Raw genomic sequence first — 22,290 nt, 5'->3', positions numbered from 1 at the left:
CAGCCCCGGCCTCACCCGACCGCCCGCCCCGGCGGCCGGCAGCGATCGGCTGCGCATTGTCTCGCGCCTCTTAACCGCAAGCGGGCGACGCACACAAGCCGCTTGTGGCGGGCCGAAGCTTGCTGGAAGCTGACTCGCACGCCCCCTTTTCGGCGCCGCCGAATGCGCCTAAGCGGTCGGGATGATTTCGCTGCGCAAACTCTTTCGGTCCACCCCCGACCCGCGCGAGGCGCTGCGGCCGCTATGGTCGGCGGTCGTCGATGTCGCGCGCGCGCCGCATTGGTATCGCGACGGCGGCGTACCCGACACGCTCGACGGGCGGTTCGACATGATCTGCCTGGTGCTGTCGCTCGTGCTTCATCGCATCGACGACGATCCGGCGCGGGCCGCGGCCGGGGTTCAGCTGACCGAATTGTTCGTCGACGACATGGACGGCCAGATCCGCCAGATCGGCTTCGGCGACATGGTGGTCGGCAAGCAGATCGGGCGGATGGTCGGCGCGCTCGGCGGCCGGCTGGGTGCCTATCGCGCCGCCGACGGGTCCGACGCGTTGCGGCAGGCGCTGGTGCGCAACCTGTGGCGCGGAACGGCACCGGCGGAGGCGGGGCTCGACCATGTCGCCGCCGAGGTCGCGGCGCTGCGCGGCGCGCTGGCCGCGATGCCCGTCGCCACGCTGATCAAGGCCGAACGCTTGCCCGGACCCGGCGCATGAGCGACGGGGAATTCCCGCACATCGTCACGCTCGCCGAGGCGACGCAAGGGCGGCACGTCGCGCTCGAAGCCGACGCCGACGCGAGGGCGGCGATCGCGGCCCGGCTCGGGATCGTCGCGCTCGATCGCTTTGCGGTCGAGGCCGAACTGCGCGCGGTCGCGGGCGGGATCGCGGCGACCGGCTCGGTCGAGGCCGACGTCGTGCAGGCGTGTGCCGCGACCGACCTGCCCGTCCCGGCGACGATTCGCGAATCCTTTGACCTGCGCTTTCTGCGCGAAGCCATGCCCGACGCAGCGGACGAGGAAGAGGTGGAGATAGGCAGCGCCGATTGCGACATACTGCCGCTCGAAGGCGACCGGGCCGACCTTGGCGAAGCGGCGGTGCAGACGTTGTCGCTCGCGCTCGATCCCTTCCCGCGCCACCCCGACGCCGACCGGATCCTTGCCGAAAAGGGCGTGCTCAGCGAAGAACAGGCGGGACCGTTCGCCGCACTCGCCAAGCTGCGCGACAAACCGGAGCGTTAATCGTCACCCGCGCCGCCGGTCGCGGCGTCGCCCGTCAGCAGATCGGCCATCGCCTCGTCGAGGCTCGGTTCCTCTTTCGCGGGCGCGTCGGACCCGGGTTTCGCCTCGTCGGCCGGCGCATCGGCTTTGTCGCCCCGCACCGGCAGCGCACCGCCGAGCGCCTGGGCGAGCATGACGAGCTGTTCGCCGATCACCTTGTCGACAGCGGGTGCGACCTCGCCGACCTTGAAGCGCATATAACCGCCGACGACATAATCGAAGCGGATCGCGGAGCCCGCCTCGGTCGGCTTGATCTGGACGGTCAGCGTGCCCGTGACCGCTTCGCCCTGCAGCGGCCCGAACGCGCCCGACAGACGCATCATTCGCCCGGGCTGGGCGAAGATGATCCGGGCGTGCTGGACGCTGCCCATCGCGCCGTCGGCGCCCGGAAGTTTTTCGCAGAAACAGCCCCCCGCCTGCGCGTCGAGCCAGAAGTTCGCGGCGTCGCCCGACCAGCTATGCTCGGCGGACCACCATTTGTCGGGCGCCCGAAGCATCGTCCACACCGCGTCGGGGGATGCGGCGACCTGCGCCGTATGGGCGACGGTAAAGCCGATGTCGCCTTCGTCGATGACCTTCGCCTGTGCCGGCGCGCCGACGAGCGCCGCCGATACCAGCATGATCGCAATTCGATACTGCATCGCCCTGCCCCCCTTTTCCTCCGTTTAGCCGGAGGCCGAGGCGCTGGCTAGGCCGTCGCGGTCGCGAGGATCGTTTCGATCGCGTCGTTCACCTCGTCGATCGGCGCCATGCCGTCGACATGCGCCACGATGCCGCGCTCCTCGTAGATCGGCAGGATCGGCGCGGTCTTGGCGCGATATTCGGCCATCCGCGTCCGCACCGTTTCCTCATTGTCGTCGGGCCGGCGCTTGAATTCATGGCTGCCGCATTTGTCGCAGGTGTCGGCGACCTTGGGCAGCTTGTAGCGGTCGTGATAGCCCGCGCCGCATTTCGCGCAGGAAAAGCGACCGGTGATACGATCGACGAGCGCGTCCTCCTCGACCACCAGTTCGATGACATGATCGAGCTTGCGTCCGCGGGTCGAGAGAATCGTGTCGAGCGCCTCGGCCTGTGCGGCGGTGCGCGGATAGCCATCGAAGATCACCGACACGTCGGGACCGAGTTCGTCGAGCCGTTCGCCGATCAGGCCCGAAACGATCGCATCGGAGACCAGTTCGCCCGCATCCATCACCGCCTTGGCTTGCAGCCCCGTTGGCGTCCCCGCCTTCACCGCGGCGCGCAGCATGTCGCCGGTCGAAAGCTGGACCATGCCATGTTCGGTTTCGAGGCGCGAAGCCTGCGTGCCCTTTCCCGCCCCCGGCGGGCCAAGCAGGATGATGTTCAGCGTCATGAAAGCCCCTGTCTCCCTACACAATCGCGCCGGCCGTAACGCACCGATCAGCGACGTGCAACGCCGCCCTTCAATTTCGACTTCTTGATGAGGTCGCCATATTGATGGGCGAGCATGTGGCTCTGGATCTGGGTGATCGTGTCGATCGTCACATTGACGATGATGAGCAGGCTGGTGCCGCCGAGGCGGAAAGGCAGGCCGGTACCCGCGATGAAATATTCGGGGACGAGGCAGATCAGCGCCAGATAGATCGCCCCGATCACGGTGATGCGCGTCAGCACGAAGTCGAGGTAGGCGGCGGTGTTCTTGCCCGGGCGGATGCCGGGGATGAAGCCGTTCTGCCGCTTCAGATTGTCGGCGGTTTCTTCGGGATTGAAGACCACCGCGACATAGAAGAAACAGAAGAAGATGATGCCGCCGGCATAGAGCGCCATATAGAGCGGCTGACCGTGCGCGAGATACTGGTTGAGCGTGATCAGGAAGTCGCCCCACGCCGATTCGCCCGACACGCGGTTGCCGAGCATCTGGGTGACGGTGAGCGGCATCAGCAGCAGCGACGAGGCGAAGATCGGCGGGATCACGCCCGCGGTATTGACCTTGAGCGGCAGGTGGCTGCGATCGGCCTGCATCACCCCGCGCTGGGTCGCGCGCTTCGGATATTGGACGAGCACGCGGCGCTGTGCGCGCTCCATGAAGCTGATGAAGGCGATGATGACGATCGCACCGCCGATGACCGCGACGATCGTGCCACCGCCCATCGAGCCTTCGCGCACCTGGGTGAACATCTGGGCAAAGCTGCGCGGCAGCTGCGCGAGGATACCCGCCATGATGATCAGCGACACGCCGTTGCCGATCCCGCGGCTCGTGATCTGCTCGCCGAGCCACATCAGGAAGAGTGTGCCGCCGACGATGCTGATCACCGCGCCGATGCGGAACAGCATGCCCGGATCGACGACCGCGCCGATGCCCTGGCTCTGCCCGAGGGTTTCAAGGCCGACGGCGATGAAATAGCCCTGGATCGCGGTCAGCGCGACGGTGCCGTAGCGCGTATATTGGTTGAGCTTCTTGCGCCCGCTTTCGCCCTCTTTCTTGAGGGCCGCGAGGCTGGGGGACAGCGCCGCGGCGAGCTGAACGACGATCGACGCCGTGATATAGGGCATGACGCCGAGCGCGATGATGCTCATGCGCTCCAGGCTGCCGCCCGAAAAGGTGTTGAAGATGTCGAGGACGCCGCCCGAAGCCGCCTGCGTATAAAGCCGCGACAGCGCAACGGGGTCGACCCCGGGGAGCGGCACGAACGACAGGAAGCGGAAGACGATCAGCGCGCCGATCGTGAACCAGATGCGGTTCTTGAGTTCGGTCGCCTGGCCGAACTTCGAAAAGTTCAGGTTGGAAGCAAGCTGGTCGGCGCGAGAGGCCATGGGTATTTTCCTCAGGTTTCGGACCGCGCCCCCCGCGACCCGGCGCCTATGTGCGTTCGCGGGACACGAAGCGCAAGGGGAATGGCCTTCCATTTAAGCCCCTCCTCTTCAGAGGAGGGGTTTGGGGTGGTGAGTGCGACCTAGCGCCAGGCCCGAGGGCACCACCCCGCTTCACTAGCGAGCAAGCTCGCAAGTTCCGCTGCCCCTCCTCTGAAGAGGAGGGGATATTGGATTATTCCGCCTTCGCGTCTTCGGCCGCCGGCAGTTCGACCTTGCCGCCGGCCTTCTCGACCGCCTCGATCGCGCCCTTCGACGCGCCGGCCACGGCGAAATTCAGCTTCGCGGTCAATTCGCCCTTGGCGAGCAGGCGGACGCCATCCTTGCCGCCGCGGGCAACGCCCGCCGCCTTGAGCGCGTCGTGGTCGACCGTCTTCTTCGCATCGAGCTTCTTCGCATCGACCAGCTTCTGGACCTGGCCCAGATTCACGATCGCATAATCCTTGGCGAAGATATTGTTGAAGCCGCGCTTCGGGATGCGCATGTGGAGCGGCATCTGGCCGCCCTCGAAGCCGTTGATCGCAACGCCGCTGCGCGCCTTCTGGCCCTTCTGGCCGCGGCCGCCGGTCTTGCCCTTGCCCGAGCCGATGCCGCGTCCGACGCGCATGCGGCCCTTGCGGGCGCCGTTGTTGTCACGAAGTTCGTTGATCTTGATAGTCATGTTGCACTCGCTTTCGCTGTGTTCGCGCTATGGACCGACGAGGGTCAGTCCGGTTCGATTTCGCTCGATGGCTGAAAGCCGGGATAAGGTCCGGCCTTTTCCATCACGATGGCCTGCGCGACATGGGCGCGGCCATCGACGCTGGTGATCGCGGGGCTTCCATGAAGCTGCCACCCCCGGTTGAGCAGTCCCTCGACGCGCGCGCAAAAGGCGCTGTCGTCGGGACCGGTCAACAGGCGATAGAGCTTCATCGCGGCTTAACCCTCGACGATTTCCACCATGTGCGGCAGCTTGCGGATCATGCCGCGCACTTCGGGCGTGTCGACCAGCTCGACCTCGCGGTGCATCTTGCCGAGCCCGAGCCCGGTCAGGATGGCACGCTGGTCCTTCGGCCGGCGGATCGGCGAACCGATCTGGCGAATCTTGATCTTTTTGTCGGCCATGGTCTTACTCCGTCACCGCGGCGGCTTCGGCCTCGGCCACGCGATCGGACGCACCGCCGCGCTTGATGAGGTCCGACACCTTCTTGCCGCGACGCTGCGCCACCGATTTCGGGCTGGTCTGTTCGCCCAGCGCCTCGAAGGTCGCGCGGATCATGTTATAGGGGTTCGACGTGCCGACCGACTTGGTCACCACATCGGCAACGCCCAGCGATTCGAACACGGCGCGCATCGGACCGCCGGCGATGATGCCGGTACCCGCAGGCGCCGACCGCAGCGTCACCTTGCCCGCACCGAAGTGGCCGCGGCCATCGTGGTGCAGCGTGCGGCCATCGCGCAGCGGAACGCGGATCATCGCCTTCTTCGCCGCAGCGGTCGCCTTCGAAATCGCCTCGGGAACCTCGCGGGCCTTGCCGTGGCCGAAGCCTGCGCGGCCCTTGCCGTCGCCGACGACGACCAGCGCGGCGAAACCGAAGCGCTTGCCGCCCTTCACCGTCTTCGAAACGCGGTTGATGTGGACGAGCTTTTCGATCAGCTCTTCGCCGCCATCCTCGTCGCGCGGACGACGATCGTCGCGGCGGCCACGGCCACCGTCACGGCCGCCCCGCCCGCCATCGCGGCCACCACGGCCACGGCGCGGGGCCTGGTTCGTGACTTCGGCGTTGGTCGTTTCGGGCGCCAGGGTCGCTTCGGGCTGGTTGCCCTGACCGGTGCTGTTTTCGTCTGCCATCATTAAAACTCCAATCCGCCTTCACGGGCCGCGTCGGCCAGCGCCTTGATGCGCCCGTGGAACAGGAAGCCGCCGCGGTCGAACACGACCGCAGTCACGCCAGCCTTCTTTGCGGCGGCGGCGAGGCGCTTGCCGACATCGGCGGCCGCCGCAGCGGTCGCTCCCGAAGCCTTGCCACGGACATCCTTGTCGAGCGTCGAGGCCGCAGCCAGCGTCTTGCCGGCGGCGTCATCGATGAGCTGCGCATAGATGTGGCGGCCCGAACGGTGCACCGAAAGGCGCGGACGACCGGCGGCACGCTTGCGGAGCGCGGTACGCACGCGCTGGCGGCGTTTTTCGAAAGGGGTAAGATGTGCCATGGCTTACTTCTTCTTGCCTTCTTTGCGGAAGATGTACTCGCCGCGATATTTGATGCCCTTGCCCTTATAGGGTTCGGGCTTGCGCCAACGGCGGATTTCCGCCGCAACCTGGCCGACCTGCTGCTTGTCGATGCCGCTGATCTCGATCGTCGTGTTGTCCGGCGTCTTGATCTCGATGCCTTCGGGCACCGCGAAATCGACATCGTGGCTGTAGCCGAGCTGCAGCTTCAGCGTCTTGCCCTGCGAGTTGGCACGATAGCCGACGCCGCTGATTTCCAGCACCTTGGTAAAGCCCTCGGTCACGCCCGTGACGAGGTTCTGTACCAGCGTGCGCTGCATGCCCCAGAAGGCACGCGCTTCGCGGCTGTCGTTCGCGGGCTGCACCGAAATGGCGCCCTCGCCGACTTCATATTTGATCAGGTCGGACAGCGGCATCGCCAAAGTGCCCTTCGGGCCCTTCACCGACAGCTCGCCGCCGTCGATCGCGGCGGTGACACCGCCGGGGATCGCGACTGCCTTTTTACCGATGCGCGACATCAGAACACCTCCGCCAGCACTTCGCCGCCGACATTATGCTCGCGAGCCTCGGCATCCGAAAGGACGCCGCGCGGGGTCGACACGATGGTGATGCCCAGGCCGTTGCGCACGATCGGCAGCTCTTTCGAGCCCGAATAGACGCGGCGGCCCGGCTTCGACACGCGGGCCACGTGGCGGATCGCCGGCTGGCCCTCGAAATATTTCAGCTCGATGCGGATGCCCTTGTGCTGGCCCTTGGCGCCCAGCACTTCTTCGCTGTAGCCGCGGATATAGCCTTCGCGCTGGAGCACGTCGAGAACGCGGACGCGCAGCGTCGAAGCCGGCGTCAGGACGCTGTCCTTCTTCGCCTGCTGGCCGTTGCGGATGCGGGTGAGCATATCACCCAAAGGATCGGTCATTGCCATCTTGCGTCTTCCTTACCAGCTCGACTTCACAACGCCGGGAATCAGGCCCTTGTTGGCCAGATCGCGGAGCTGCACACGGCACAGCCGGAACTTGCGATAATAGGCGCGCGGGCGGCCCGTCAGCTCGCACCGGTTGCGGATGCGGGTCGGATTGCCGTTGCGCGGGATTTCCGCCATCTTGAGGCGCGCGATCAGGCGCTCGCCATCGTCGAGCGAGGTGTCGGCCGCAATGGCCTTCAGCTTCGCGTAGCGGCCGGCATATTTCTTCACCAGCTTCTTGCGACGCTCGTTCTTGTTCACCGAACTCAGTTTCGCCATGACTTAAGTTCTCTTTCCTTTGTTAAGAGAGCCTGCCTTGTCCCTGCGGGATCAGGCGGCTTCCTTTTCCTGCGCTTCGATCGGGAAGGGGAAGCCGAACAGCCTGAGCAGTTCGCGGGCCTCTTCGTCCGTGCGAGCGGTGGTGGTGACGATCACATCCATGCCCCGCACCGTGTCGATGCGGTCATAGTTGATCTCGGGGAAGATGATCTGTTCCTTGAGGCCAAGGGCGTAGTTGCCACGGCCGTCGAAGCTCTTCGCCGACACGCCGCGGAAGTCGCGGATGCGCGGCATGGCGATCGTGATCAGGCGATCGAGGAACTCGTACATGCGTTCGCGGCGCAGGGTGACCTTGCAACCGATCGGCATGCCTTCGCGCAGCTTGAAGCCGGCGATCGACTTCTTCGCCTTGGTGATGACGGGCTTCTGACCCGAGATCAGCTCCATTTCCGAAGCGGCGGTCTCGACCTTCTTCTTGTCCTGGACCGCGTCGCCCACGCCCATGTTGAGCGTGATCTTTTCGATCCTCGGAACTTCCATCGCATTCTTGTAACCGAACTTCTCGGTCATCGCCTTGACGATCATGTCGTCATAGCGCGACTTCATGCGCGGGGTGTATTTGTCAGCCATTGATGGTCTCCCCGGACTTCACGGCCACGCGGACCTTCTTGCCGTCCTTGGTTTCGAAACGGACGCGCGTCGGCTTGCCCGTCTTGGGGTCGGCGACCGCGACCTTGCTGACGTGCAGCGGCGCTTCCTTGCGCTCGAGGCCGCCCTGCGGGTCCTGCTGGCTCGGCTTCTTGTGGCGCGTGATGATGTTGACACCCGCGACGACGACCTTGCCGTCCTTGGGCAGGCTCTGGGTCACTTCGCCCGTCTTGCCCTTGTCCTTGCCGGACAGGACGACGACGGTGTCACCCTTCTTGATCTTGGCCATCGACATGGTCAGAGCACCTCCGGCGCCAGGCTGATGATCTTCATACAGCCCTTGCCGCGCAGTTCGCGGACGACGGGGCCGAAGATACGGGTACCGATCGGCTCTTCATTCTTGTTGACGAGCACGGCGGCGTTGCTGTCGAAACGGATCACCGACCCGTCGGCGCGGCGCACGTCCTTGGCGGTGCGGACGATGACGGCGCGATGCACGTCACCCTTCTTCACCTTGCCGCGCGGCTGCGCTTCCTTGATCGAAACGACGATGACGTCGCCGACGCCGGCGACGCGGCGCTTCGACCCGCCCAGCACCTTGATGCACTGGACGCGCTTCGCACCGCTGTTGTCGGCGACTTCCAATTGTGACTGCATCTGGATCATCGATGCATTTCCTTCTTCCTTGGCCTACCGGGCCGTCCCGGCGGTTCCGTGAAACTCTTACGCTTCGGCTTCGCTCGGAGCCGCCGCGGCTTTCGGCTTGGTGGAGGTTTCGACCTTGTCGAGCACCTTCCAGGTCTTCAGCTTCGAAAACGGCTTCGTTTCCTCGATGCGGACGGTTTCGCCAGCCTTGATGGCGTTGTCCTCATCGTGCGCGTGATATTTTTTCGAGCGACGGATGATCTTGCCGTAGAGCGGGTGCTTCACCTTCCGCTCCACTTTCACCACGACGGTCTTGTCGCCCTTGTCGGACACCACCGTGCCGGTCAGAATGCGCTTCGGCATGACAGTCTCCTTACTTCGCGGCAGCCGCGCGAACACGCGCGGTCTGCTCGGTCTTGATGCGGGCGATCGAACGCCGCACGTCCTTGACCCGCGACGCCTTTTCGAGCTGGCCGGTGGCGGCCTGGAAGCGGAGGTTGAACGCCTCGCGCTTCAGTTCGCCAAGCTGTTCGGCGAGCTGGTCGTCGGTCTTCTTGGTCATGTCTTCGGTCTTGGCCATGGCCCTCAACCCTCCAGGTGCGAGGTGTCGCCGAGGCGGGCGACGACCTTCGTCTTGATCGGCAGCTTCATCGCCGCACGCTCGAACGCCAGCGCGGCCACCGGGCCGGGGACGCCGTCGAGTTCGAACAGGATGCGGCCGGGCTTGACGCGCGCCGCCCAATATTCGGGGGCACCCTTGCCCTTGCCCATGCGGACTTCGGCGGGCTTCGACGACACGGGGACGTCGGGGAACACGCGGATCCACAGGCGGCCCTGGCGCTTGATCGCACGGCTGATCGCGCGGCGGGCCGCTTCGATCTGGCGCGCGGTGATGCGCTCGGGTTCCATCGCCTTCAGCCCATAGGAGCCGAAGTTCAGGCTGGTGCCGCCCTTGGCATTGCCGTGGATGCGGCCCTTGAAGGCCTTGCGGAACTTGGTTTTCTTCGGTTGCAGCATGTCAGCGTTCCTTAGCGGCGGTCATCGCGCGCCGGGCGCACGCCCGACGTCTGCGCGTCGAGCATCAGCCGGTCGGTCGCCATCGGGTCATGGCCGAGAATCTCGCCCTTGAAGATCCAGACCTTGATCCCGCACACGCCATAGGCGGTGTGGGCTTCGGCCTCGGCATAGTCGACATTGGCGCGCAGCGTGTGCAGCGGCACGCGGCCTTCGCGGTACCATTCGGTGCGCGCGATTTCCGCGCCGCCAAGACGGCCCGCGCAGTTGATCCGGATGCCCTCGGCGCCGAGGCGCATCGCCGACTGCACCGCGCGCTTCATCGCACGGCGGAACGCCACGCGGCGCTCAAGCTGGTCGGCAATGCCCTGCGCGACGAGCTTGGCGTCGACTTCGGGCTTGCGGATCTCGACGATGTTCAGCGACACGTCGCTGCCCGTCATCTCGCCGAGCTTCTTGCGCAGCTTTTCGATGTCGGCGCCCTTCTTGCCGATGATGACGCCCGGGCGGGCGGCATAGATCGACACGCGGCACAGCTTCGCGGGGCGCTCGATCACGACCTTCGAGATCGCGGCCTGCGGCAGGCTCTTGAAAATCGACTTGCGGATCTTCAGATCCTCGACCAGCATACGGCCATAGTCCTGCCCTTCGGCGAACCAGCGGCTGTCCCAGGTGCGGTTGACCTGCAGGCGCAGGCCGATCGGATTGCTCTTCTGGCCCATCTTACGCCTCTTCTTCCTGTTCGCGCACGACGATGCGGATGCGGCTGAACGGCTTTTCGATGCGGGTCGATTTGCCGCGGCCGCGTGCGTGCCAGCGTTTCATCGTGAACGCCTTGCCGACGCTCGCTTCCTTGACGACGAGCGCGTCGACGTCGAGGTTGTGGTTGTTTTCCGCGTTGGCGACCGCGCTGGCGAGAACCTTGCGCACGTCGACCGCCATCGCCCGCTTCGAGAAAGCGAGGATGTTCATCGCGTCTTCGACCTTGCGGCCGCGGATCAGCGCGGCGACGAGGTTCAGCTTCTGCGCCGAGCCGCGGATCTGCGTGCCCACCGACAAAGCCTCGTTATCCGCAACGCGGCGGGGGGACTTTTCCTTGCCCATTAGCGTTTGCCCTTCTTGTCGGCCGCGTGGCCGGGGAAGAAGCGCGTCGGCGCAAATTCACCCAGCTTCATGCCGACCATGTCCTCGTTCACCGACACCGGCACGAACTTGCGGCCGTTATAGACGTTGAAGGTCAGGCCGACGAACTGCGGCAGGATGGTGGAGCGACGCGACCAGGTCTTGATCGGGGCAGAGCTGCCGCCGTCCTGAGCCGCTTCGGCTTTCTTGAGAAGATGAAGGTCCACGAACGGACCCTTCCAGACCGAGCGAGCCATGACTTACCTCTTCTTCTTCGCGTGACGCGACCGGATGATCATCTTGTCGGTCTGCTTGTTGTTGCGCGTGCGGGCGCCCTTGGTCGGCTTGCCCCACGGGGTAACCGGATGGCGACCGCCCGAGGTGCGGCCTTCACCACCGCCGTGCGGGTGATCGACCGGGTTCTTGGCGACGCCGCGGGTCAGCGGGCGCTTGCCCATCCAGCGGCGACGACCGGCCTTCGCCAGCGTCTGGTTGGTGTTGTCGGGGTTCGACACCGCACCGACCGTGCCCATGCACTCGCCGCGAATATAGCGCTGCTCGCCCGAGCCGAGACGCACGATGACGAGACCGCGGTCACGACCGACGACCTGCGCATAGGTGCCGGCAGACCGGGCGATCTGGCCGCCCTTGCCCGGCTTCATCTCGATGTTGTGGACGATCGTGCCGACCGGCATCTGCGACAATTCCATCGCATTGCCCGGCTTCACGTCGGTCTTCTTGTCGGCAACCACCGTGTCGCCGACCGCCAGACGCTGCGGTGCGAGGATATAGGCAAGCGTGCCGTCCTCATATTTGATCAACGCGATGAAGGCCGTGCGGTTGGGGTCATATTCGAGCCGTTCGACGGTCGCGGGCATGCCCCACTTGCGGCGCTTGAAATCGACGACGCGATAACGCTGCTTGTGACCGCCGCCAATACCGCGCGACGTGACATGGCCCTTGTTGTTGCGGCCGCCGGTCTTGCTCTTGCCTTCGGTCAGCGCCTTGACGGGCTTGCCCTTCCACAGGCTCGACCGGTCGATCAGGATCAGGCCGCGCTGCGCGGGGCTGGTCGGATTATAGGATTTGAGTGCCATTTTCTTTGCCTTCCCGTGCGCGCTCAGACGCCCGTGGTGACGTCGATCGACTGGCCTTCGGCCAGGCGAACGATCGCCTTCTTCACGTCGCTGCGCGTGTAGGGCTTGCCCTTCCAGCGCTTGGTCTTGCCCTTGGTGACGAGCGTGTTGACGCTGACGACCTTGACGTCGAACAGCGCCTCGACCGCCGCCTTGATGGCCGGCTTCGTCGCGTCGTTCGCGACGCGGAACACGACCGCGTCATTCTCGCTCAGCAGCGTCGACTTTTCGGTGATCACCGGCGACAGGATCACGTCATAGTGACGCGCTTCGATGGTTTTTGCCTTAGCCATTGCAGCGTGCCTCCAGCTTTTCGACCGCCGCGCGGGTCAGGACCAGCGTGTCGGCGCGCATGATGTCATAGACGTTGGCACCGATCGCGGGCAGCGCGTCGACACCGATCAGATTGGCCGATGCCATCGCGAAGCTTTCGTGCACGGCATCACCGTCGATGAAGAGCGCGCGGTTGCCGAGGTCGAGCTTGCCGAGCTTGCCGGCGAGCGCCTTCGTCTTCGCGTCCTTGAGCTCGAGCGTGTCGAGAACGACGAGCTTGCCGCCCTTCGCCTTGTCGCTGAGTGCCATCTTCAGGCCGAGCGCGCGGATCTTCTTGTTCAGCGAGTGGCCGAAGGTGCGGGCCCGGGGGCCGTGCGCCTTGCCGCCGCCGATGAAGATCGGAGCCTTGCGATCGCCGTGACGGGCCGTACCGCCGCCCTTCTGGCGACCGAACTTCTTGCCGGTGCGGGCAACGTCGCTGCGCTCGCGAGCGGCCCGCGCGGGAGCGCGGCGCTTTTCGAGCTGCCAGGCGACGACGCGGTGCAGGATGTCGGCACGCGGATCGACGCCGAAGACCGCATCATTGAGATCGATGTCGGCACCGGCCTTGCCGTCGATGGTCTGAACCTTGACCTTCATGATCAGGACTCCTGTGCGCCGTCGGTGGCCGCGGTGTCGACGACGGCGTCTTCGGCCGGCGTTTCGACCGGCGCGTCAGCCGGGGCTTCCTGGTTGCTGTTCGCCGCGCTCTTCAGGCCCGCCGGATAGGGGGCTTCGGGGTGGCGCGGCAGCTTGACCGCATCGCGGACCATCAGCCAGCCGCCCTTCGAGCCAGGGACCGAGCCCTTGACGAAGATGAGGCCGCGCTCGACGTCGGTGCGGACGATCTCGAGATTCTGCTGGGTGCGGTTGCGCGCGCCCATGTGGCCGGCCATCTTCTTGTTCTTGAAGACGCGGCCCGGATCCTGGCGGTTACCCGTCGAACCATGCGCACGGTGGCTGATCGACACACCGTGGCTGGCGCGCATACCGCCGAAGCCCCAGCGCTTCATCGCACCGGCGAAACCCTTACCCTGGGTGACGCCCTGGATGTCGACCATCTGGCCGGCGACGAAATGGTCGGCCGAAAGCTCGGCGCCGACGTCGAGGCCCGCATCGTCGGCGACGCGGAATTCCGCAACCTTCGCCTTCGGTTCGACCTCGGCCTTGCCATAAGCGCCACGCTGCGGCTTGGCGACGTTCTTCGCCTTCGCCGAACCGGCACCCAGTGCGACCGCTACATAGCCGTCGCGTTCCTTATCGCGCACGGAGACGACCTGGCAGCCTTCGAGGCTCAGGACGGTGACGGGCACATGGCGGCCGTCGTCCTGAAACAGGCGGGTCATCCCCATTTTCTTCGCGATCACGCCAGTGCGCATGATCTTAACTCCTCAACAGAGGCCGGGCGGACCATTCCGCACGGCTTGCGGGAAGCCACCGGCAAAACCCGGCGGCTACCCTCCCAGCCCATGATTTCGATGCATCGCCCCGTCCGGGCTGAGGTGCCGCATGTCCCGAAGGAATTTGCGGCGAGACGGGGGACGCAGCCCGGTCGTTCGTGCTTCCGATGGAAGCGACCGGCGGTATCCACCCTATCGTCTGCGCAGGCGGCGAACCGGCCTGCCGATAGAGACCCCGGACCGAGGGTCCGGGGCGGCGCTGGCGTTTAGGCCAACTTGATCTCGACGTTCACGCCCGCGGCGAGGTCAAGCTTCATCAGCGCGTCGACCGTCTGCGGGGTGGGCTGCACAATGTCGAGCAGCCGCTTGTGGGTGCGCACCTCGAACTGCTCGCGCGACTTCTTGTCGATGTGCGGGCCGCGGTTCACGGTGAACTTCTCGATACGCGTCGGCAGCGGGATGGGGCCGCGAATAAGCGCTCCGGTGCGACGCGCCGTGTCGGCGATGTCGGTGGTGGCCTGATCGAGCACGCGGTGATCAAAAGCCTTCAGGCGAATGCGAATATTCTGCGTTTCCATGACTGTTCCAGTCGAATCCCGTCTGACGATGCGAAAGAGCCGAAATGGCCTGCACCGGCTCCCGCTCGGGAAGCCGGATCGGCCATCAAAATCTTTAAGCTACGAGCCGCGCGAATCGATTCCGAATCGCGCGGCTCGCGGCCCTATATTACTTTGTGATCGTCGCCACAACCCCTGCGCCGACCGTACGACCGCCTTCGCGGATCGCGAAGCGCAGGCCCTGGTCCATGGCGATCGGGGCAATCAGCTTGACCGACAGCTGGACGTTGTCGCCCGGCATCACCATCTCGGTGCCCTCGGGGAGGATGACCTCGCCGGTGACGTCGGTGGTGCGGAAGTAGAACTGCGGACGATAGTTCGCAAAGAACGGCGTGTGACGGCCGCCCTCGTCCTTCGAAAGGACGTACACTTCCGAGGTGAACTCGGTGTGCGGAGTGATCGAACCCGGCTTCGCGAGGACCTGGCCGCGCTCCACCTCTTCACGGCCGACGCCGCGGATCAGCGCACCGATGTTGTCGCCGGCCTGGCCCTGGTCGAGCAGCTTGCGGAACATTTCGACGCCGGTGACGGTCGTCTTCTTGGTGTCCTTGATGCCGACGATTTCGACTTCTTCGCCAACCTTGACGATGCCGGTTTCGACACGGCCGGTGACGACGGTGCCGCGACCCGAGATCGAGAACACGTCCTCGATCGGCATCAGGAAGGGCTTGTCGAGCGGACGCTCGGGCTGCGGGATCCAGTCGTCGACGGCAGCCATCAGCTTCAGGATCGCTTCCTTGCCGATGTTGTCGTCGCGGCCTTCGAGGGCGGCGAGCGCCGAACCCGCGATGATCGGAATATTGTCGCCGTCGAAGTCGCGCTTCGAAAGCTCTTCGCGGATTTCGAGTTCGACGAGCTCGAGCAGCTCGGGATCGTCGACCTGGTCGACCTTGTTCAGGAAGACGACCATGGTCGGAACGCCGACCTGCTTCGCGAGCAGGATGTGCTCCTTGGTCTGCGGCATCGGGCCGTCGGCGGCCGAAACGACGAGGATCGCGCCGTCCATCTGAGCGGCGCCGGTGATCATGTTCTTCACATAGTCGGCGTGGCCCGGGCAGTCGACGTGCGCATAGTGGCGCGCATCGGTTTCATATTCGATGTGCGCGGTCGAGATGGTGATGCCGCGCTCGCGCTCTTCGGGAGCCTTGTCGATGTTCGCGAAGTCCACGGCAGCGCCGCCGCCGGCTTCCGCCAGAACCTTCGAGATCGCTGCGGTCAGCGAGGTCTTGCCATGGTCGACGTGACCGATGGTGCCGATGTTGCAGTGCGGCTTCGTCCGCTCAAATTTAGCCTTGGCCATGATATTTTGAACCTTCTTGTTCGCGTGTTGAGTTGATCAGTCCTGGACGAGCCCGCTGAATCAGGCGCCGCCCTTAATCGGTCTTTCCGCGCGGCGCAAGTCCGCGCTTGGAGCAGGTCGTGCCGTGCGGAGCATCCCCCGCACGGCGAAACCCGGTCAGGCCATCTTCGCCTTCACTTCTTCGGCGACGTTGCTCGGCACTTCTTCATAGTGCGAGAACTGCATCGAATATTGCGCGCGGCCCTGGGTGAACGAGCGCAGCTGGTTGACGTAGCCGAACATGTTGGCGAGCGGCACGATCGCATCGACCACCTGCGCGTTGCCGCGGCTGTCGGTGCCCTGGATCTGGCCACGGCGGCTGTTGAGATCGCCGATGACGTCGCCCATGAACTCCTCGGGGGTGACGACTTCGACCTTCATCACCGGCTCGAGCAGCTTGATGCCCGCCTTTGCCGCGACTTCGCGCATCGCCGCACGGCCGGCGATTTCGAACGCCAGCGCCGACGAGTCGACGTCGTGATAGGCGCCGTCGACGAGCTTGATGTCGAAGTCGATGATCGGGAAGCCGATCATGTGACCGTTCTCGGCCGACTCGCGGAAGCCCTTTTCCACCGCCGGGATATATTCGCGCGGGATGTTGCCGCCCTTGATCTCGTCGGTGAAGGTGACGCCGCTGCCGCGCTCGCCCGGGGTGACCTGCACCTTGACGCGGCCGAACTGGCCCGAGCCGCCCGACTGCTTCTTGTGGGTGTAGTCGACCTCGACCGGCTTCGCGAGGCTCTCGCGATACGCCACCTGCGGCGCACCGACGTTCGCTTCGACCTTGAATTCGCGCTTCATGCGATCGACGAGGATGTCGAGGTGAAGCTCGCCCATGCCCTTGATGATCGTCTGGCCCGATTCATGGTCGGTCGAAACGCGGAAGCTGGGGTCCTCGGCGGCCAGGCGATTGAGCGCGACGCCCATCTTTTCCTGGTCGGCCTTGGTCTTGGGTTCGACCGACAGCTCGATGACCGGCTCGGGGAATTCCATGCGCTCGAGGATGATCGGCGCGCTCGACGCGCAGATCGTGTCGCCCGTCGTGGTTTCCTTGAGGCCGGCGAGCGCAACGATGTCGCCCGCATAGGCTTCCTCGATGTCCTCACGCGAGTTGGCGTGCATGAGGAGCATACGGCCGATCTTTTCCTTCTTGTCCTTCACCGAGTTCAGATACGTACCCTTCGAGAGCGTACCCGAATAGATGCGCGCGAAGGTGAGCGAACCGACGAACGGGTCGTTCATGATCTTGAACGCGAGCATCGAGAGCGGCGCTGCATCCGAAGTCGGACGCGAATCGGGCTCTTCGCTGTCGGGGTTGATGCCCTGGACATCGGGGATGTCGAGCGGCGAAGGCAGATAGTCGACGACCGCGTCGAGCAGGGGCTGAACGCCCTTGTTCTTGAACGCCGAGCCGCACAGCACCGGCACGAACGCCTGGTTCAGCGTGCCCTTGCGGATCAGCGCCTTCAGCGTCGCGACGTCGGGCATTTCACCTTCGAGATAGGCTTCCATCGCGGCGTCGTCCTGTTCGACGGCGAGCTCGACGAGCTTTTCGCGATATTCGGCAGCCTTGTCGGCGAGGTCGGCGGGAATGTCTTCATAGAAGAATTCGGCGCCCAGGCTCTCGTCCTTCCAGATGATCGCGCGCTCGTTGACCAGGTCGACGAGGCCCTTGAAGTCGCCCTCTGCACCGATCGGCAGGTAAAGCACCGCCGGCACCGCGCCGAGGCGATCGATGATCGTCTGGACGCAATAATAGAAATCGGCGCCGGTGCGGTCGAGCTTGTTGACGAAGCACATCCGCGGAACCTTGTACTTCTCGGCCTGGCGCCACACGGTTTCCGACTGCGGCTCGACGCCCGCCACGCCGTCAAACGCCGCGACCGCGCCGTCGAGGACGCGAAGCGAACGCTCGACCTCGATGGTGAAGTCGACGTGTCCCGGGGTGTCGATGATGTTCAGGCGATGCTCGGGGCCCTGGCCCTCTTCGGCCTTCCACAGACAGGTGGTCGCCGCGGAGGTGATGGTGATCCCGCGCTCCTGCTCCTGCTCCATCCAGTCCATCGTTGCGGCGCCGTCATGGACTTCGCCGATCTTGTAGGACTTGCCGGTGTAATAGAGGATGCGCTCGGTCGTGGTGGTCTTGCCGGCGTCGATGTGCGCCATGATACCGAAATTGCGATAGCGTTCGAGCGGATGGCTGCGTGCCATGATCTTTTCCTTGGGTTTTGGGGAAAGCCAGAAGGGCCGCCCCCGATATAGGAAGATTTGTTGCGATTGCGAGACGCGCGATGCGCCGCCGCAATTACCAGCGGTAGTGCGAGAAGGCGCGGTTCGCTTCCGCCATGCGGTGCGTGTCTTCGCGCTTCTTCACGGCGTTGCCGCGGTTGTTCGACGCATCGAGCAGCTCGCCCGACAGGCGCGCGGCCATCGTCGTCTCGCTGCGGTTGCGCGCCGCGGTGATCAGCCAGCGGATCGCGAGCGCCTGCGCACGGTCCGGACGGACTTCGACCGGAACCTGGTAGGTCGCGCCGCCGACGCGGCGGCTGCGGACTTCGATGCTCGGGCGGATGTTCGCGAGCGCTTCGTGGAACACGCCGATCGGTTCCTTCTTGGCGCGGGCTTCGACCGCTTCGAGAGCGCCATAGACGATGCTTTCGGCGACGGACTTCTTGCCGTCGAGCATGACGCTGTTCATGAACTTGGACAGCACGACATCCCCAAAACGGGGATCGGGCAGAATTTCGCGACGTTCGGGACGACGACGACGAGCCATGGGATATTCCTTTACAACAGCACCCCGGCGCAAAGCGCTCGCGGGATGATCAAATAGCCGAAGGAGTGAATGGATCCCGGATAGACCGCTCGAAGCGGTTGTCCGGAATGACGTTCACCCCGTGAACGTCACTTCGGACGCTTCGCGCCGTACTTCGAACGGCTCTGCTTGCGGTCCTTCACACCCTGGGTGTCGAGCACGCCGCGCAGGACGTGGTACCGCACGCCGGGAAGGTCGCGCACGCGGCCGCCGCGGATCAGCACGACGCTGTGTTCCTGGAGGTTGTGGCCTTCGCCGGGGATGTAGGAAATGACTTCGCGCTGGTTGGTCAGGCGAACCTTGGCCACCTTGCGGAGCGCCGAGTTCGGCTTTTTCGGGGTCGTCGTATAGACACGGGTGCAAACGCCGCGCTTCTGCGGGTTCGCTTCCATCGCCGGGACCTTGGACTTCGCTTTTTGCGGCGTCCGGCCCTTGCGGACCAGCTGGTTGATCGTGGGCATGAATGCTTCACCTTCAAATGTCCGCCCATCGGAGCGAACGGTTACTGTACCGCGGTGGATGAAGCTCCGGCCGAAAACGCCCCGCAAAGGGTGAAACCGGTCGACCTTGTAACAGCAAAAGACCCCGGCCGATCGTCCTGATCTTCCGGAGGCTCCATCCGCGCCAGCAATGTTCAAGCGCTGTTGTGATTCGAACCGACGGAAGTCCGCCGCTTTCGAACGGGGGCGCCCCTAGCCCCGATTCCCCGTTCGGTCAAGCGATATGCCGCTTGCGGCGCGGATATGCGGCGGGTAGCGACACGCAATGGTCCCGCCGCGCCACGCCAGCTTCGCCCCCCATGTCGGCGCCGACGCAAGGCTGCTGATCCTGGGCAGCCTTCCCGGCGCCCGTTCGCTTGCCGAGCGGCGCTATTATGCCCATCCGACCAACCAGTTCTGGCGTCTGGTCGGCGCGGCGATCGACCGGCCGCTCGCGATGCTCGACTATGAGGACCGCCTTGCCGCGCTCGCCAGGGCGCGCGTCGGCCTGTGGGATGTCATCCGCAGCGCCGAGCGACGAACGAGCAGCGACGGCGACATCCGCGAGGCCGAGGCGCATGACCTGGCCGACCTGGTCGCGCGCCTGCCCGACCTGCGGATGATCGCGTTCAACGGCGGAAAGGCGGCGGCGATAGGGCGGCGGCAACTGCCCGAACCCGGCGCAGTCACCCTGGTCGACCTGCCGTCGAGCAGCGCCGCGAATACCATCGGGTTCGAGGCGAAGCATGAAAGATGGATGGGGCTGCGCCGCGCCCTTGCCCCCGGCAGGCCGACCGCCTAAGCGCCGCGGCATGGCCCCGCGCATCGACCATATCGACAGCTGGATCTTCGATCTCGACAACACCCTCTATCCCCCGTCGGCAAAGCTGTTCGACCTGATCGACGAACGCATGGGCGGGTTCATCATGCGCCTGCTCGATGTCGATGCCATCGAGGCGCGGCGCATCCAGAAGCTCTATTTCCACGATCATGGCACGACGATGGCCGGGTTGATGCGCCACCACGGCGTCGACCCCGAGGATTTCCTTCGCGACGTCCACGATATCGCGCTCGACCGGCTGTCGCCCGACGCGCGGCTGCGCGCCGGCCTCGAACGCCTGCCCGGGCGGCGGCTGATCTTCACCAACGCCGATGCCGACTATGCCGGCCGCGTGCTCGAAGCGCGCGGGATCGCCGACCTGTTCGACGCGGTCTGCGATATCCGCATCACCGCCTATACGCCCAAGCCCGAGGCGGCGGCCTATCACAGCATGATCGGCCATCTGGGGGTCGATCCGGCGAAGAGCCTGTTCGTCGAGGATATGGCGCGTAACCTGACCCCGGCCAAAGCACTGGGAATGACGACCGTGTGGCTGGACAATGGCAGCGAAAGCGGCCATCGCGACCACCTGCCGGACCATGTCGATTTCCACGTGAACGACATCGGCGACTGGCTCGATTCTTTACCGAAACCCTGGGGACTTTCATGAGCACCGACCTGCAGACCACCATCGACGCCGCATGGGACGCCCGCGAAACGCTGAGCGTGACGACGCAAGGGCCGGTGCGCGAAGCGGTCGAGACGGCGATTGCCGGCCTCGACGACGGCAGCCTTCGTGTCGCCGCGCGCGACGCGTCGGGCAATTGGCAGGTCAACCAGTGGCTGAAGAAAGCCGTGCTGCTCTCTTTTCGCCTGAACGACATGGCCATCATCGACGGAGGCGCCGGCGGCGCGACCTGGTGGGACAAGGTGCCGTCGAAATTCGCCGGCTGGGGCGAGAACCGTTTCCGCGAGGCGGGCTTTCGCGCCGTCCCCGGATCGATCGTCCGCCGGGGCGCCCATATCAGCAAGGGCGCGGTTCTGATGCCGAGCTTCGTCAATATCGGCGCCCATGTCGGCGAAGGATCGATGGTCGACGCGTGGGCCACGGTGGGTAGCTGCGCGCAGATCGGCGCGAACGTCCACCTGTCGGGCGGCGCGGGGATCGGCGGCGTGCTCGAGCCGCTGCAAGCCGGACCCGTGGTGATCGAGGACGGCGCCTTCATTGGCGCGCGCGCCGAGGTCGCCGAGGGTGTGATCGTGCGCGAGGGCGCGGTGCTGTCGATGGGGGTCTACCTCGGCGCGTCGACCAAGATCGTCGACCGCGCCACGGGCGAGGTCTTTGTCGGCGAAGTCCCGGCCTATGCAGTCGTCGTTCCCGGCTCGCTGCCGGGCAAGCCGCTACCCGATGGGACGCCGGGCCCGTCGCTCTATTGCGCGGTGATCGTCAAGCGCGTCGATGCGCAGACCCGCGCGAAGACCGGGATCAACGAGCTGCTGCGCGATTGATCGCATCGTTACCCCCCGGAAGGCAGGGCCACAGGCAATCTTGCGCAAGGCCGATGACGGCCCCCGCCTTCGCGGGGGCGACAGGATTTACCGCTCGCTGAGATAATAACGCTCGCGCGCCGTCAGATCGTCAGCGAGATCATAGACGATCGGCTGGCCGGTCGGGATTTCGAGGCCGGTGATGTCGGCGTCGGAAATGCCCGACAGATGCTTGACGAGCGCGCGCAGGCTGTTGCCGTGCGCCGAGATGAGGACGGTCTTTCCCGCCTTGAGTTCCGGCGCGATCGCGCTTTCGTAATAGGGGAGCACGCGCGCGATCGTGTCTTTCAGGCTCTCGGTCGCGGGGATGGCGATCCCGGCGTAGCGCGGATCGCCCGACAGGTCATAGGGCGAGCCCGCCTCGAGCGGCGGCGGCGGGGTGTCGAAACTGCGCCGCCAGATCTTGACCTGTTCGTCGCCGTGTTTTGCCGCCGTCTCTGCCTTGTCGAGTCCGGTCAGTCCGCCGTAGTGGCGCTCGTTGAGCCGCCAGTCCTTGGTGACCGGAAGCCACAGGCGCCCCATCGCCTCGAGCGCGAGGTTGAGCGTCTTGATCGCGCGCGTTTGAACCGAAGTGAAGCTGGTGTCGGGCGCGATCCCCTTTTCCTTCATCAACTCGCCGGCCGCCCACGCCTCGGCCGCGCCCTTTTCGGTGACGTCGACGTCCCACCAGCCGGTGAAGCGGTTTTCGAGATTCCACTGCGACTGGCCGTGGCGGATGAGGATGAGCTGCGGCATTGTCTTCCTTCCTGAAGGGGGCGCCCGAACGCGCGATTCGCCGCCCCATAGCGCGGGCGGGCGGGGAGGGCCACCGGCCCTCTTGAAACGGTTTCGCCCGTTACCAT

The 22,290-nt window shown here is 65.3% G+C and carries 35 protein-coding genes; 5 read left to right on the top strand and 30 right to left on the bottom strand.

Annotated features, from left to right (window positions below):
- Nucleotides 1-181: 181 nt before the first annotated feature.
- Together AC58D2_RS08205 and AC58D2_RS08200 are read left to right on the top strand one after the other, a co-directional pair.
- On the top strand, nucleotides 182-712 hold the full coding sequence (locus AC58D2_RS08205; protein WP_497389126.1) for a ubiquinol-cytochrome C chaperone family protein: 531 nt from the start codon (nucleotides 182-184) through the stop codon (nucleotides 710-712).
- On the top strand, nucleotides 709-1,236 hold the full coding sequence (locus AC58D2_RS08200; protein ID WP_497389125.1) for a YceD family protein: 528 nt from the start codon (nucleotides 709-711) through the stop codon (nucleotides 1,234-1,236). The genes AC58D2_RS08205 and AC58D2_RS08200 overlap by 4 nt, the downstream gene beginning before the upstream one ends.
- On the opposite strand, the gene AC58D2_RS08195 is transcribed toward AC58D2_RS08200, so the two are convergent.
- The 29 genes from AC58D2_RS08195 to rpsL form a co-directional block, all read right to left on the bottom strand.
- Nucleotides 1,233-1,916 carry an SRPBCC family protein gene (locus AC58D2_RS08195; RefSeq protein ID WP_497389124.1) on the bottom strand — a complete coding sequence of 228 codons (684 nt, stop codon included), beginning with the start codon at nucleotides 1,914-1,916 and terminating at the stop codon, nucleotides 1,233-1,235. The genes AC58D2_RS08200 and AC58D2_RS08195 overlap by 4 nt on opposite strands.
- Nucleotides 1,917-1,963: 47 nt before the next feature.
- A complete protein-coding gene (locus AC58D2_RS08190) occupies nucleotides 1,964-2,620 on the bottom strand; it encodes an adenylate kinase (RefSeq protein ID WP_497389321.1) in 657 nt (218 codons plus the stop codon).
- Between the two features lie 53 nt (nucleotides 2,621-2,673).
- Nucleotides 2,674-4,047, bottom strand: a complete 1,374-nt coding sequence (gene secY, locus AC58D2_RS08185; protein ID WP_497389122.1) for a preprotein translocase subunit SecY — start codon at nucleotides 4,045-4,047, stop codon at nucleotides 2,674-2,676.
- 232 nt (nucleotides 4,048-4,279) lie between these two features.
- Nucleotides 4,280-4,765, bottom strand: a complete 486-nt coding sequence (rplO, locus tag AC58D2_RS08180; protein ID WP_497389120.1) for a 50S ribosomal protein L15 — start codon at nucleotides 4,763-4,765, stop codon at nucleotides 4,280-4,282.
- Between the two features lie 44 nt (nucleotides 4,766-4,809).
- Nucleotides 4,810-5,016, bottom strand: coding sequence for a DUF1737 domain-containing protein (locus AC58D2_RS08175; RefSeq protein ID WP_497389118.1), 207 nt, complete (start codon nucleotides 5,014-5,016; stop codon nucleotides 4,810-4,812).
- A 6-nt stretch (nucleotides 5,017-5,022) separates the two neighbouring features.
- Nucleotides 5,023-5,208, bottom strand: a complete 186-nt coding sequence (gene rpmD / locus AC58D2_RS08170; protein WP_497389116.1) for a 50S ribosomal protein L30 — start codon at nucleotides 5,206-5,208, stop codon at nucleotides 5,023-5,025.
- A gap of 4 nt (nucleotides 5,209-5,212) precedes the next feature.
- Entirely contained in the window at nucleotides 5,213-5,935 is a 723-nt protein-coding gene (gene rpsE / locus AC58D2_RS08165) for a 30S ribosomal protein S5 (RefSeq protein WP_497389114.1), read from the bottom strand.
- 2 nt (nucleotides 5,936-5,937) lie between these two features.
- On the bottom strand, nucleotides 5,938-6,294 hold the full coding sequence (rplR, locus tag AC58D2_RS08160) for a 50S ribosomal protein L18 (protein ID WP_497389112.1): 357 nt from the start codon (nucleotides 6,292-6,294) through the stop codon (nucleotides 5,938-5,940).
- A gap of 3 nt (nucleotides 6,295-6,297) precedes the next feature.
- Nucleotides 6,298-6,831, bottom strand: coding sequence for a 50S ribosomal protein L6 (gene rplF / locus AC58D2_RS08155; RefSeq protein WP_497389110.1), 534 nt, complete (start codon nucleotides 6,829-6,831; stop codon nucleotides 6,298-6,300).
- Nucleotides 6,831-7,235, bottom strand: a complete 405-nt coding sequence (gene rpsH, locus AC58D2_RS08150; protein WP_497389108.1) for a 30S ribosomal protein S8 — start codon at nucleotides 7,233-7,235, stop codon at nucleotides 6,831-6,833. The genes rplF and rpsH overlap by 1 nt, the downstream gene beginning before the upstream one ends.
- A gap of 12 nt (nucleotides 7,236-7,247) precedes the next feature.
- Complete coding sequence (rpsN, locus tag AC58D2_RS08145) at nucleotides 7,248-7,553, bottom strand: 30S ribosomal protein S14 (protein WP_058454356.1); 306 nt, start codon at nucleotides 7,551-7,553, stop codon at nucleotides 7,248-7,250.
- A 51-nt stretch (nucleotides 7,554-7,604) separates the two neighbouring features.
- Nucleotides 7,605-8,183 (bottom strand): 50S ribosomal protein L5, encoded by a 579-nt coding sequence (gene rplE, locus AC58D2_RS08140; RefSeq protein WP_497389105.1) that lies wholly within the window; start codon nucleotides 8,181-8,183, stop codon nucleotides 7,605-7,607.
- The gene (gene rplX / locus AC58D2_RS08135) at nucleotides 8,176-8,496 is read right to left on the bottom strand and encodes a 50S ribosomal protein L24 (protein ID WP_497389103.1); all 321 of its coding nucleotides are present in this window, start codon (nucleotides 8,494-8,496) and stop codon (nucleotides 8,176-8,178) included. The genes rplE and rplX overlap by 8 nt, the downstream gene beginning before the upstream one ends.
- A 2-nt stretch (nucleotides 8,497-8,498) precedes the next feature.
- Entirely contained in the window at nucleotides 8,499-8,867 is a 369-nt protein-coding gene (gene rplN, locus AC58D2_RS08130; protein ID WP_497389101.1) for a 50S ribosomal protein L14, read from the bottom strand.
- 57 nt (nucleotides 8,868-8,924) lie between these two features.
- Nucleotides 8,925-9,209, bottom strand: coding sequence for a 30S ribosomal protein S17 (gene rpsQ, locus AC58D2_RS08125; RefSeq protein WP_497389099.1), 285 nt, complete (start codon nucleotides 9,207-9,209; stop codon nucleotides 8,925-8,927).
- 10 nt (nucleotides 9,210-9,219) lie between these two features.
- Entirely contained in the window at nucleotides 9,220-9,426 is a 207-nt protein-coding gene (gene rpmC / locus AC58D2_RS08120; RefSeq protein WP_497389097.1) for a 50S ribosomal protein L29, read from the bottom strand.
- Nucleotides 9,427-9,431: 5 nt separating this feature from the next.
- Nucleotides 9,432-9,863, bottom strand: a complete 432-nt coding sequence (gene rplP, locus AC58D2_RS08115) for a 50S ribosomal protein L16 (protein WP_497389095.1) — start codon at nucleotides 9,861-9,863, stop codon at nucleotides 9,432-9,434.
- A gap of 11 nt (nucleotides 9,864-9,874) precedes the next feature.
- A complete protein-coding gene (gene rpsC / locus AC58D2_RS08110) occupies nucleotides 9,875-10,582 on the bottom strand; it encodes a 30S ribosomal protein S3 (protein ID WP_497389093.1) in 708 nt (235 codons plus the stop codon).
- A gap of 1 nt (nucleotide 10,583) precedes the next feature.
- The gene (gene rplV, locus AC58D2_RS08105) at nucleotides 10,584-10,964 is read right to left on the bottom strand and encodes a 50S ribosomal protein L22 (RefSeq protein WP_089216042.1); all 381 of its coding nucleotides are present in this window, start codon (nucleotides 10,962-10,964) and stop codon (nucleotides 10,584-10,586) included.
- Nucleotides 10,964-11,239: a 30S ribosomal protein S19 gene (gene rpsS / locus AC58D2_RS08100; RefSeq protein WP_003042215.1), complete on the bottom strand. Its 276-nt coding sequence runs from the start codon at nucleotides 11,237-11,239 to the stop codon at nucleotides 10,964-10,966. Before rpsS ends, rplV begins: the two co-directional genes overlap by 1 nt.
- Before the next feature lie 3 nt (nucleotides 11,240-11,242).
- Entirely contained in the window at nucleotides 11,243-12,079 is an 837-nt protein-coding gene (gene rplB, locus AC58D2_RS08095) for a 50S ribosomal protein L2 (protein WP_497389090.1), read from the bottom strand.
- Nucleotides 12,080-12,102: 23 nt separating this feature from the next.
- Nucleotides 12,103-12,411, bottom strand: a complete 309-nt coding sequence (locus AC58D2_RS08090) for a 50S ribosomal protein L23 (RefSeq protein ID WP_089216044.1) — start codon at nucleotides 12,409-12,411, stop codon at nucleotides 12,103-12,105.
- The gene (rplD, locus tag AC58D2_RS08085) at nucleotides 12,404-13,030 is read right to left on the bottom strand and encodes a 50S ribosomal protein L4 (RefSeq protein WP_497389087.1); all 627 of its coding nucleotides are present in this window, start codon (nucleotides 13,028-13,030) and stop codon (nucleotides 12,404-12,406) included. The genes AC58D2_RS08090 and rplD overlap by 8 nt, the downstream gene beginning before the upstream one ends.
- A gap of 2 nt (nucleotides 13,031-13,032) precedes the next feature.
- Nucleotides 13,033-13,809 carry a 50S ribosomal protein L3 gene (rplC, locus tag AC58D2_RS08080; RefSeq protein WP_497389085.1) on the bottom strand — a complete coding sequence of 259 codons (777 nt, stop codon included), beginning with the start codon at nucleotides 13,807-13,809 and terminating at the stop codon, nucleotides 13,033-13,035.
- 287 nt (nucleotides 13,810-14,096) lie between these two features.
- Nucleotides 14,097-14,408 (bottom strand): 30S ribosomal protein S10, encoded by a 312-nt coding sequence (gene rpsJ, locus AC58D2_RS08075; RefSeq protein ID WP_011543089.1) that lies wholly within the window; start codon nucleotides 14,406-14,408, stop codon nucleotides 14,097-14,099.
- Between the two features lie 148 nt (nucleotides 14,409-14,556).
- Nucleotides 14,557-15,747 carry an elongation factor Tu gene (gene tuf, locus AC58D2_RS08070; RefSeq protein ID WP_497389082.1) on the bottom strand — a complete coding sequence of 397 codons (1,191 nt, stop codon included), beginning with the start codon at nucleotides 15,745-15,747 and terminating at the stop codon, nucleotides 14,557-14,559.
- Nucleotides 15,748-15,903: 156 nt separating this feature from the next.
- Nucleotides 15,904-17,997: an elongation factor G gene (fusA, locus tag AC58D2_RS08065; protein ID WP_497389080.1), complete on the bottom strand. Its 2,094-nt coding sequence runs from the start codon at nucleotides 17,995-17,997 to the stop codon at nucleotides 15,904-15,906.
- Nucleotides 17,998-18,091: 94 nt separating this feature from the next.
- The gene (rpsG, locus tag AC58D2_RS08060; RefSeq protein WP_497389078.1) at nucleotides 18,092-18,562 is read right to left on the bottom strand and encodes a 30S ribosomal protein S7; all 471 of its coding nucleotides are present in this window, start codon (nucleotides 18,560-18,562) and stop codon (nucleotides 18,092-18,094) included.
- A 128-nt stretch (nucleotides 18,563-18,690) separates the two neighbouring features.
- Nucleotides 18,691-19,062: a 30S ribosomal protein S12 gene (gene rpsL, locus AC58D2_RS08055; RefSeq protein ID WP_067108793.1), complete on the bottom strand. Its 372-nt coding sequence runs from the start codon at nucleotides 19,060-19,062 to the stop codon at nucleotides 18,691-18,693.
- 304 nt (nucleotides 19,063-19,366) lie between these two features.
- Between rpsL and AC58D2_RS08050 the strand changes: the two genes are divergently transcribed.
- Genes AC58D2_RS08050 through dapD form a run of 3 tightly spaced genes read left to right on the top strand, consistent with a single transcriptional unit; the run spans nucleotide 19,367 to nucleotide 21,409 of the window.
- A complete protein-coding gene (locus tag AC58D2_RS08050; RefSeq protein WP_497389075.1) occupies nucleotides 19,367-19,882 on the top strand; it encodes a DNA-deoxyinosine glycosylase in 516 nt (171 codons plus the stop codon).
- Between the two features lie 10 nt (nucleotides 19,883-19,892).
- A complete protein-coding gene (locus AC58D2_RS08045; protein ID WP_497389073.1) occupies nucleotides 19,893-20,570 on the top strand; it encodes a pyrimidine 5'-nucleotidase in 678 nt (225 codons plus the stop codon).
- On the top strand, nucleotides 20,567-21,409 hold the full coding sequence (gene dapD / locus AC58D2_RS08040; protein ID WP_497389071.1) for a 2,3,4,5-tetrahydropyridine-2,6-dicarboxylate N-succinyltransferase: 843 nt from the start codon (nucleotides 20,567-20,569) through the stop codon (nucleotides 21,407-21,409). Before AC58D2_RS08045 ends, dapD begins: the two co-directional genes overlap by 4 nt.
- 87 nt (nucleotides 21,410-21,496) lie before the next feature.
- On the opposite strand, the gene gpmA is transcribed toward dapD, so the two are convergent.
- Nucleotides 21,497-22,183, bottom strand: coding sequence for a 2,3-diphosphoglycerate-dependent phosphoglycerate mutase (gene gpmA, locus AC58D2_RS08035; RefSeq protein ID WP_497389069.1), 687 nt, complete (start codon nucleotides 22,181-22,183; stop codon nucleotides 21,497-21,499).
- Nucleotides 22,184-22,290 lie beyond the last annotated feature (107 nt).

The sequence above is a fragment of the Sphingopyxis sp. CR5 genome (genome assembly GCF_059693785.1).
This window is presented reverse-complemented; position numbering and strand designations above follow the sequence as displayed.

What these genes read in the sequence shown, in the direction of transcription:
- AC58D2_RS08205 (WP_497389126.1), top strand. Translation starts at nt 182, where the DNA reads ATGATTTCGCTGCGCAAACTCTTTCGGTCCACCCCCGACCCGCGCGAG.
- gpmA (WP_497389069.1), bottom strand. Translation starts at nt 22,183, where the DNA reads ATGCCGCAGCTCATCCTCATCCGCCACGGCCAGTCGCAGTGGAATCTC.
- AC58D2_RS08200 (WP_497389125.1), top strand. Translation starts at nt 709, where the DNA reads ATGAGCGACGGGGAATTCCCGCACATCGTCACGCTCGCCGAGGCGACG.
- rpsG (WP_497389078.1), bottom strand. Translation starts at nt 18,562, where the DNA reads ATGGCTCGTCGTCGTCGTCCCGAACGTCGCGAAATTCTGCCCGATCCC.
- rplP (WP_497389095.1), bottom strand. Translation starts at nt 9,863, where the DNA reads ATGCTGCAACCGAAGAAAACCAAGTTCCGCAAGGCCTTCAAGGGCCGC.
- rplV (WP_089216042.1), bottom strand. Translation starts at nt 10,964, where the DNA reads ATGGGCAAGGAAAAGTCCCCCCGCCGCGTTGCGGATAACGAGGCTTTG.
- rpsJ (WP_011543089.1), bottom strand. Translation starts at nt 14,408, where the DNA reads ATGGAAACGCAGAATATTCGCATTCGCCTGAAGGCTTTTGATCACCGC.
- rpsC (WP_497389093.1), bottom strand. Translation starts at nt 10,582, where the DNA reads ATGGGCCAGAAGAGCAATCCGATCGGCCTGCGCCTGCAGGTCAACCGC.
- rpmD (WP_497389116.1), bottom strand. Translation starts at nt 5,208, where the DNA reads ATGGCCGACAAAAAGATCAAGATTCGCCAGATCGGTTCGCCGATCCGC.
- AC58D2_RS08045 (WP_497389073.1), top strand. Translation starts at nt 19,893, where the DNA reads ATGGCCCCGCGCATCGACCATATCGACAGCTGGATCTTCGATCTCGAC.
- rplC (WP_497389085.1), bottom strand. Translation starts at nt 13,809, where the DNA reads ATGCGCACTGGCGTGATCGCGAAGAAAATGGGGATGACCCGCCTGTTT.
- rplX (WP_497389103.1), bottom strand. Translation starts at nt 8,496, where the DNA reads ATGTCGATGGCCAAGATCAAGAAGGGTGACACCGTCGTCGTCCTGTCC.
- rpsH (WP_497389108.1), bottom strand. Translation starts at nt 7,235, where the DNA reads ATGGCAATGACCGATCCTTTGGGTGATATGCTCACCCGCATCCGCAAC.
- AC58D2_RS08195 (WP_497389124.1), bottom strand. Translation starts at nt 1,916, where the DNA reads ATGCAGTATCGAATTGCGATCATGCTGGTATCGGCGGCGCTCGTCGGC.
- AC58D2_RS08175 (WP_497389118.1), bottom strand. Translation starts at nt 5,016, where the DNA reads ATGAAGCTCTATCGCCTGTTGACCGGTCCCGACGACAGCGCCTTTTGC.
- rpsN (WP_058454356.1), bottom strand. Translation starts at nt 7,553, where the DNA reads ATGGCGAAACTGAGTTCGGTGAACAAGAACGAGCGTCGCAAGAAGCTG.
- tuf (WP_497389082.1), bottom strand. Translation starts at nt 15,747, where the DNA reads ATGGCCAAGGCTAAATTTGAGCGGACGAAGCCGCACTGCAACATCGGC.
- rplO (WP_497389120.1), bottom strand. Translation starts at nt 4,765, where the DNA reads ATGACTATCAAGATCAACGAACTTCGTGACAACAACGGCGCCCGCAAG.
- AC58D2_RS08050 (WP_497389075.1), top strand. Translation starts at nt 19,367, where the DNA reads ATGGTCCCGCCGCGCCACGCCAGCTTCGCCCCCCATGTCGGCGCCGAC.
- AC58D2_RS08090 (WP_089216044.1), bottom strand. Translation starts at nt 12,411, where the DNA reads ATGGCTAAGGCAAAAACCATCGAAGCGCGTCACTATGACGTGATCCTG.
- rpsQ (WP_497389099.1), bottom strand. Translation starts at nt 9,209, where the DNA reads ATGCCGAAGCGCATTCTGACCGGCACGGTGGTGTCCGACAAGGGCGAC.
- rplR (WP_497389112.1), bottom strand. Translation starts at nt 6,294, where the DNA reads ATGGCACATCTTACCCCTTTCGAAAAACGCCGCCAGCGCGTGCGTACC.
- fusA (WP_497389080.1), bottom strand. Translation starts at nt 17,997, where the DNA reads ATGGCACGCAGCCATCCGCTCGAACGCTATCGCAATTTCGGTATCATG.
- dapD (WP_497389071.1), top strand. Translation starts at nt 20,567, where the DNA reads ATGAGCACCGACCTGCAGACCACCATCGACGCCGCATGGGACGCCCGC.
- rpsS (WP_003042215.1), bottom strand. Translation starts at nt 11,239, where the DNA reads ATGGCTCGCTCGGTCTGGAAGGGTCCGTTCGTGGACCTTCATCTTCTC.
- rplD (WP_497389087.1), bottom strand. Translation starts at nt 13,030, where the DNA reads ATGAAGGTCAAGGTTCAGACCATCGACGGCAAGGCCGGTGCCGACATC.
- rplF (WP_497389110.1), bottom strand. Translation starts at nt 6,831, where the DNA reads ATGTCGCGCATCGGTAAAAAGGCAGTCGCGATCCCCGGCGGTGTCACC.
- rpmC (WP_497389097.1), bottom strand. Translation starts at nt 9,426, where the DNA reads ATGGCCAAGACCGAAGACATGACCAAGAAGACCGACGACCAGCTCGCC.
- rplB (WP_497389090.1), bottom strand. Translation starts at nt 12,079, where the DNA reads ATGGCACTCAAATCCTATAATCCGACCAGCCCCGCGCAGCGCGGCCTG.
- rplN (WP_497389101.1), bottom strand. Translation starts at nt 8,867, where the DNA reads ATGATCCAGATGCAGTCACAATTGGAAGTCGCCGACAACAGCGGTGCG.
- rpsE (WP_497389114.1), bottom strand. Translation starts at nt 5,935, where the DNA reads ATGGCAGACGAAAACAGCACCGGTCAGGGCAACCAGCCCGAAGCGACC.
- secY (WP_497389122.1), bottom strand. Translation starts at nt 4,047, where the DNA reads ATGGCCTCTCGCGCCGACCAGCTTGCTTCCAACCTGAACTTTTCGAAG.
- rplE (WP_497389105.1), bottom strand. Translation starts at nt 8,183, where the DNA reads ATGGCTGACAAATACACCCCGCGCATGAAGTCGCGCTATGACGACATG.
- rpsL (WP_067108793.1), bottom strand. Translation starts at nt 19,062, where the DNA reads ATGCCCACGATCAACCAGCTGGTCCGCAAGGGCCGGACGCCGCAAAAA.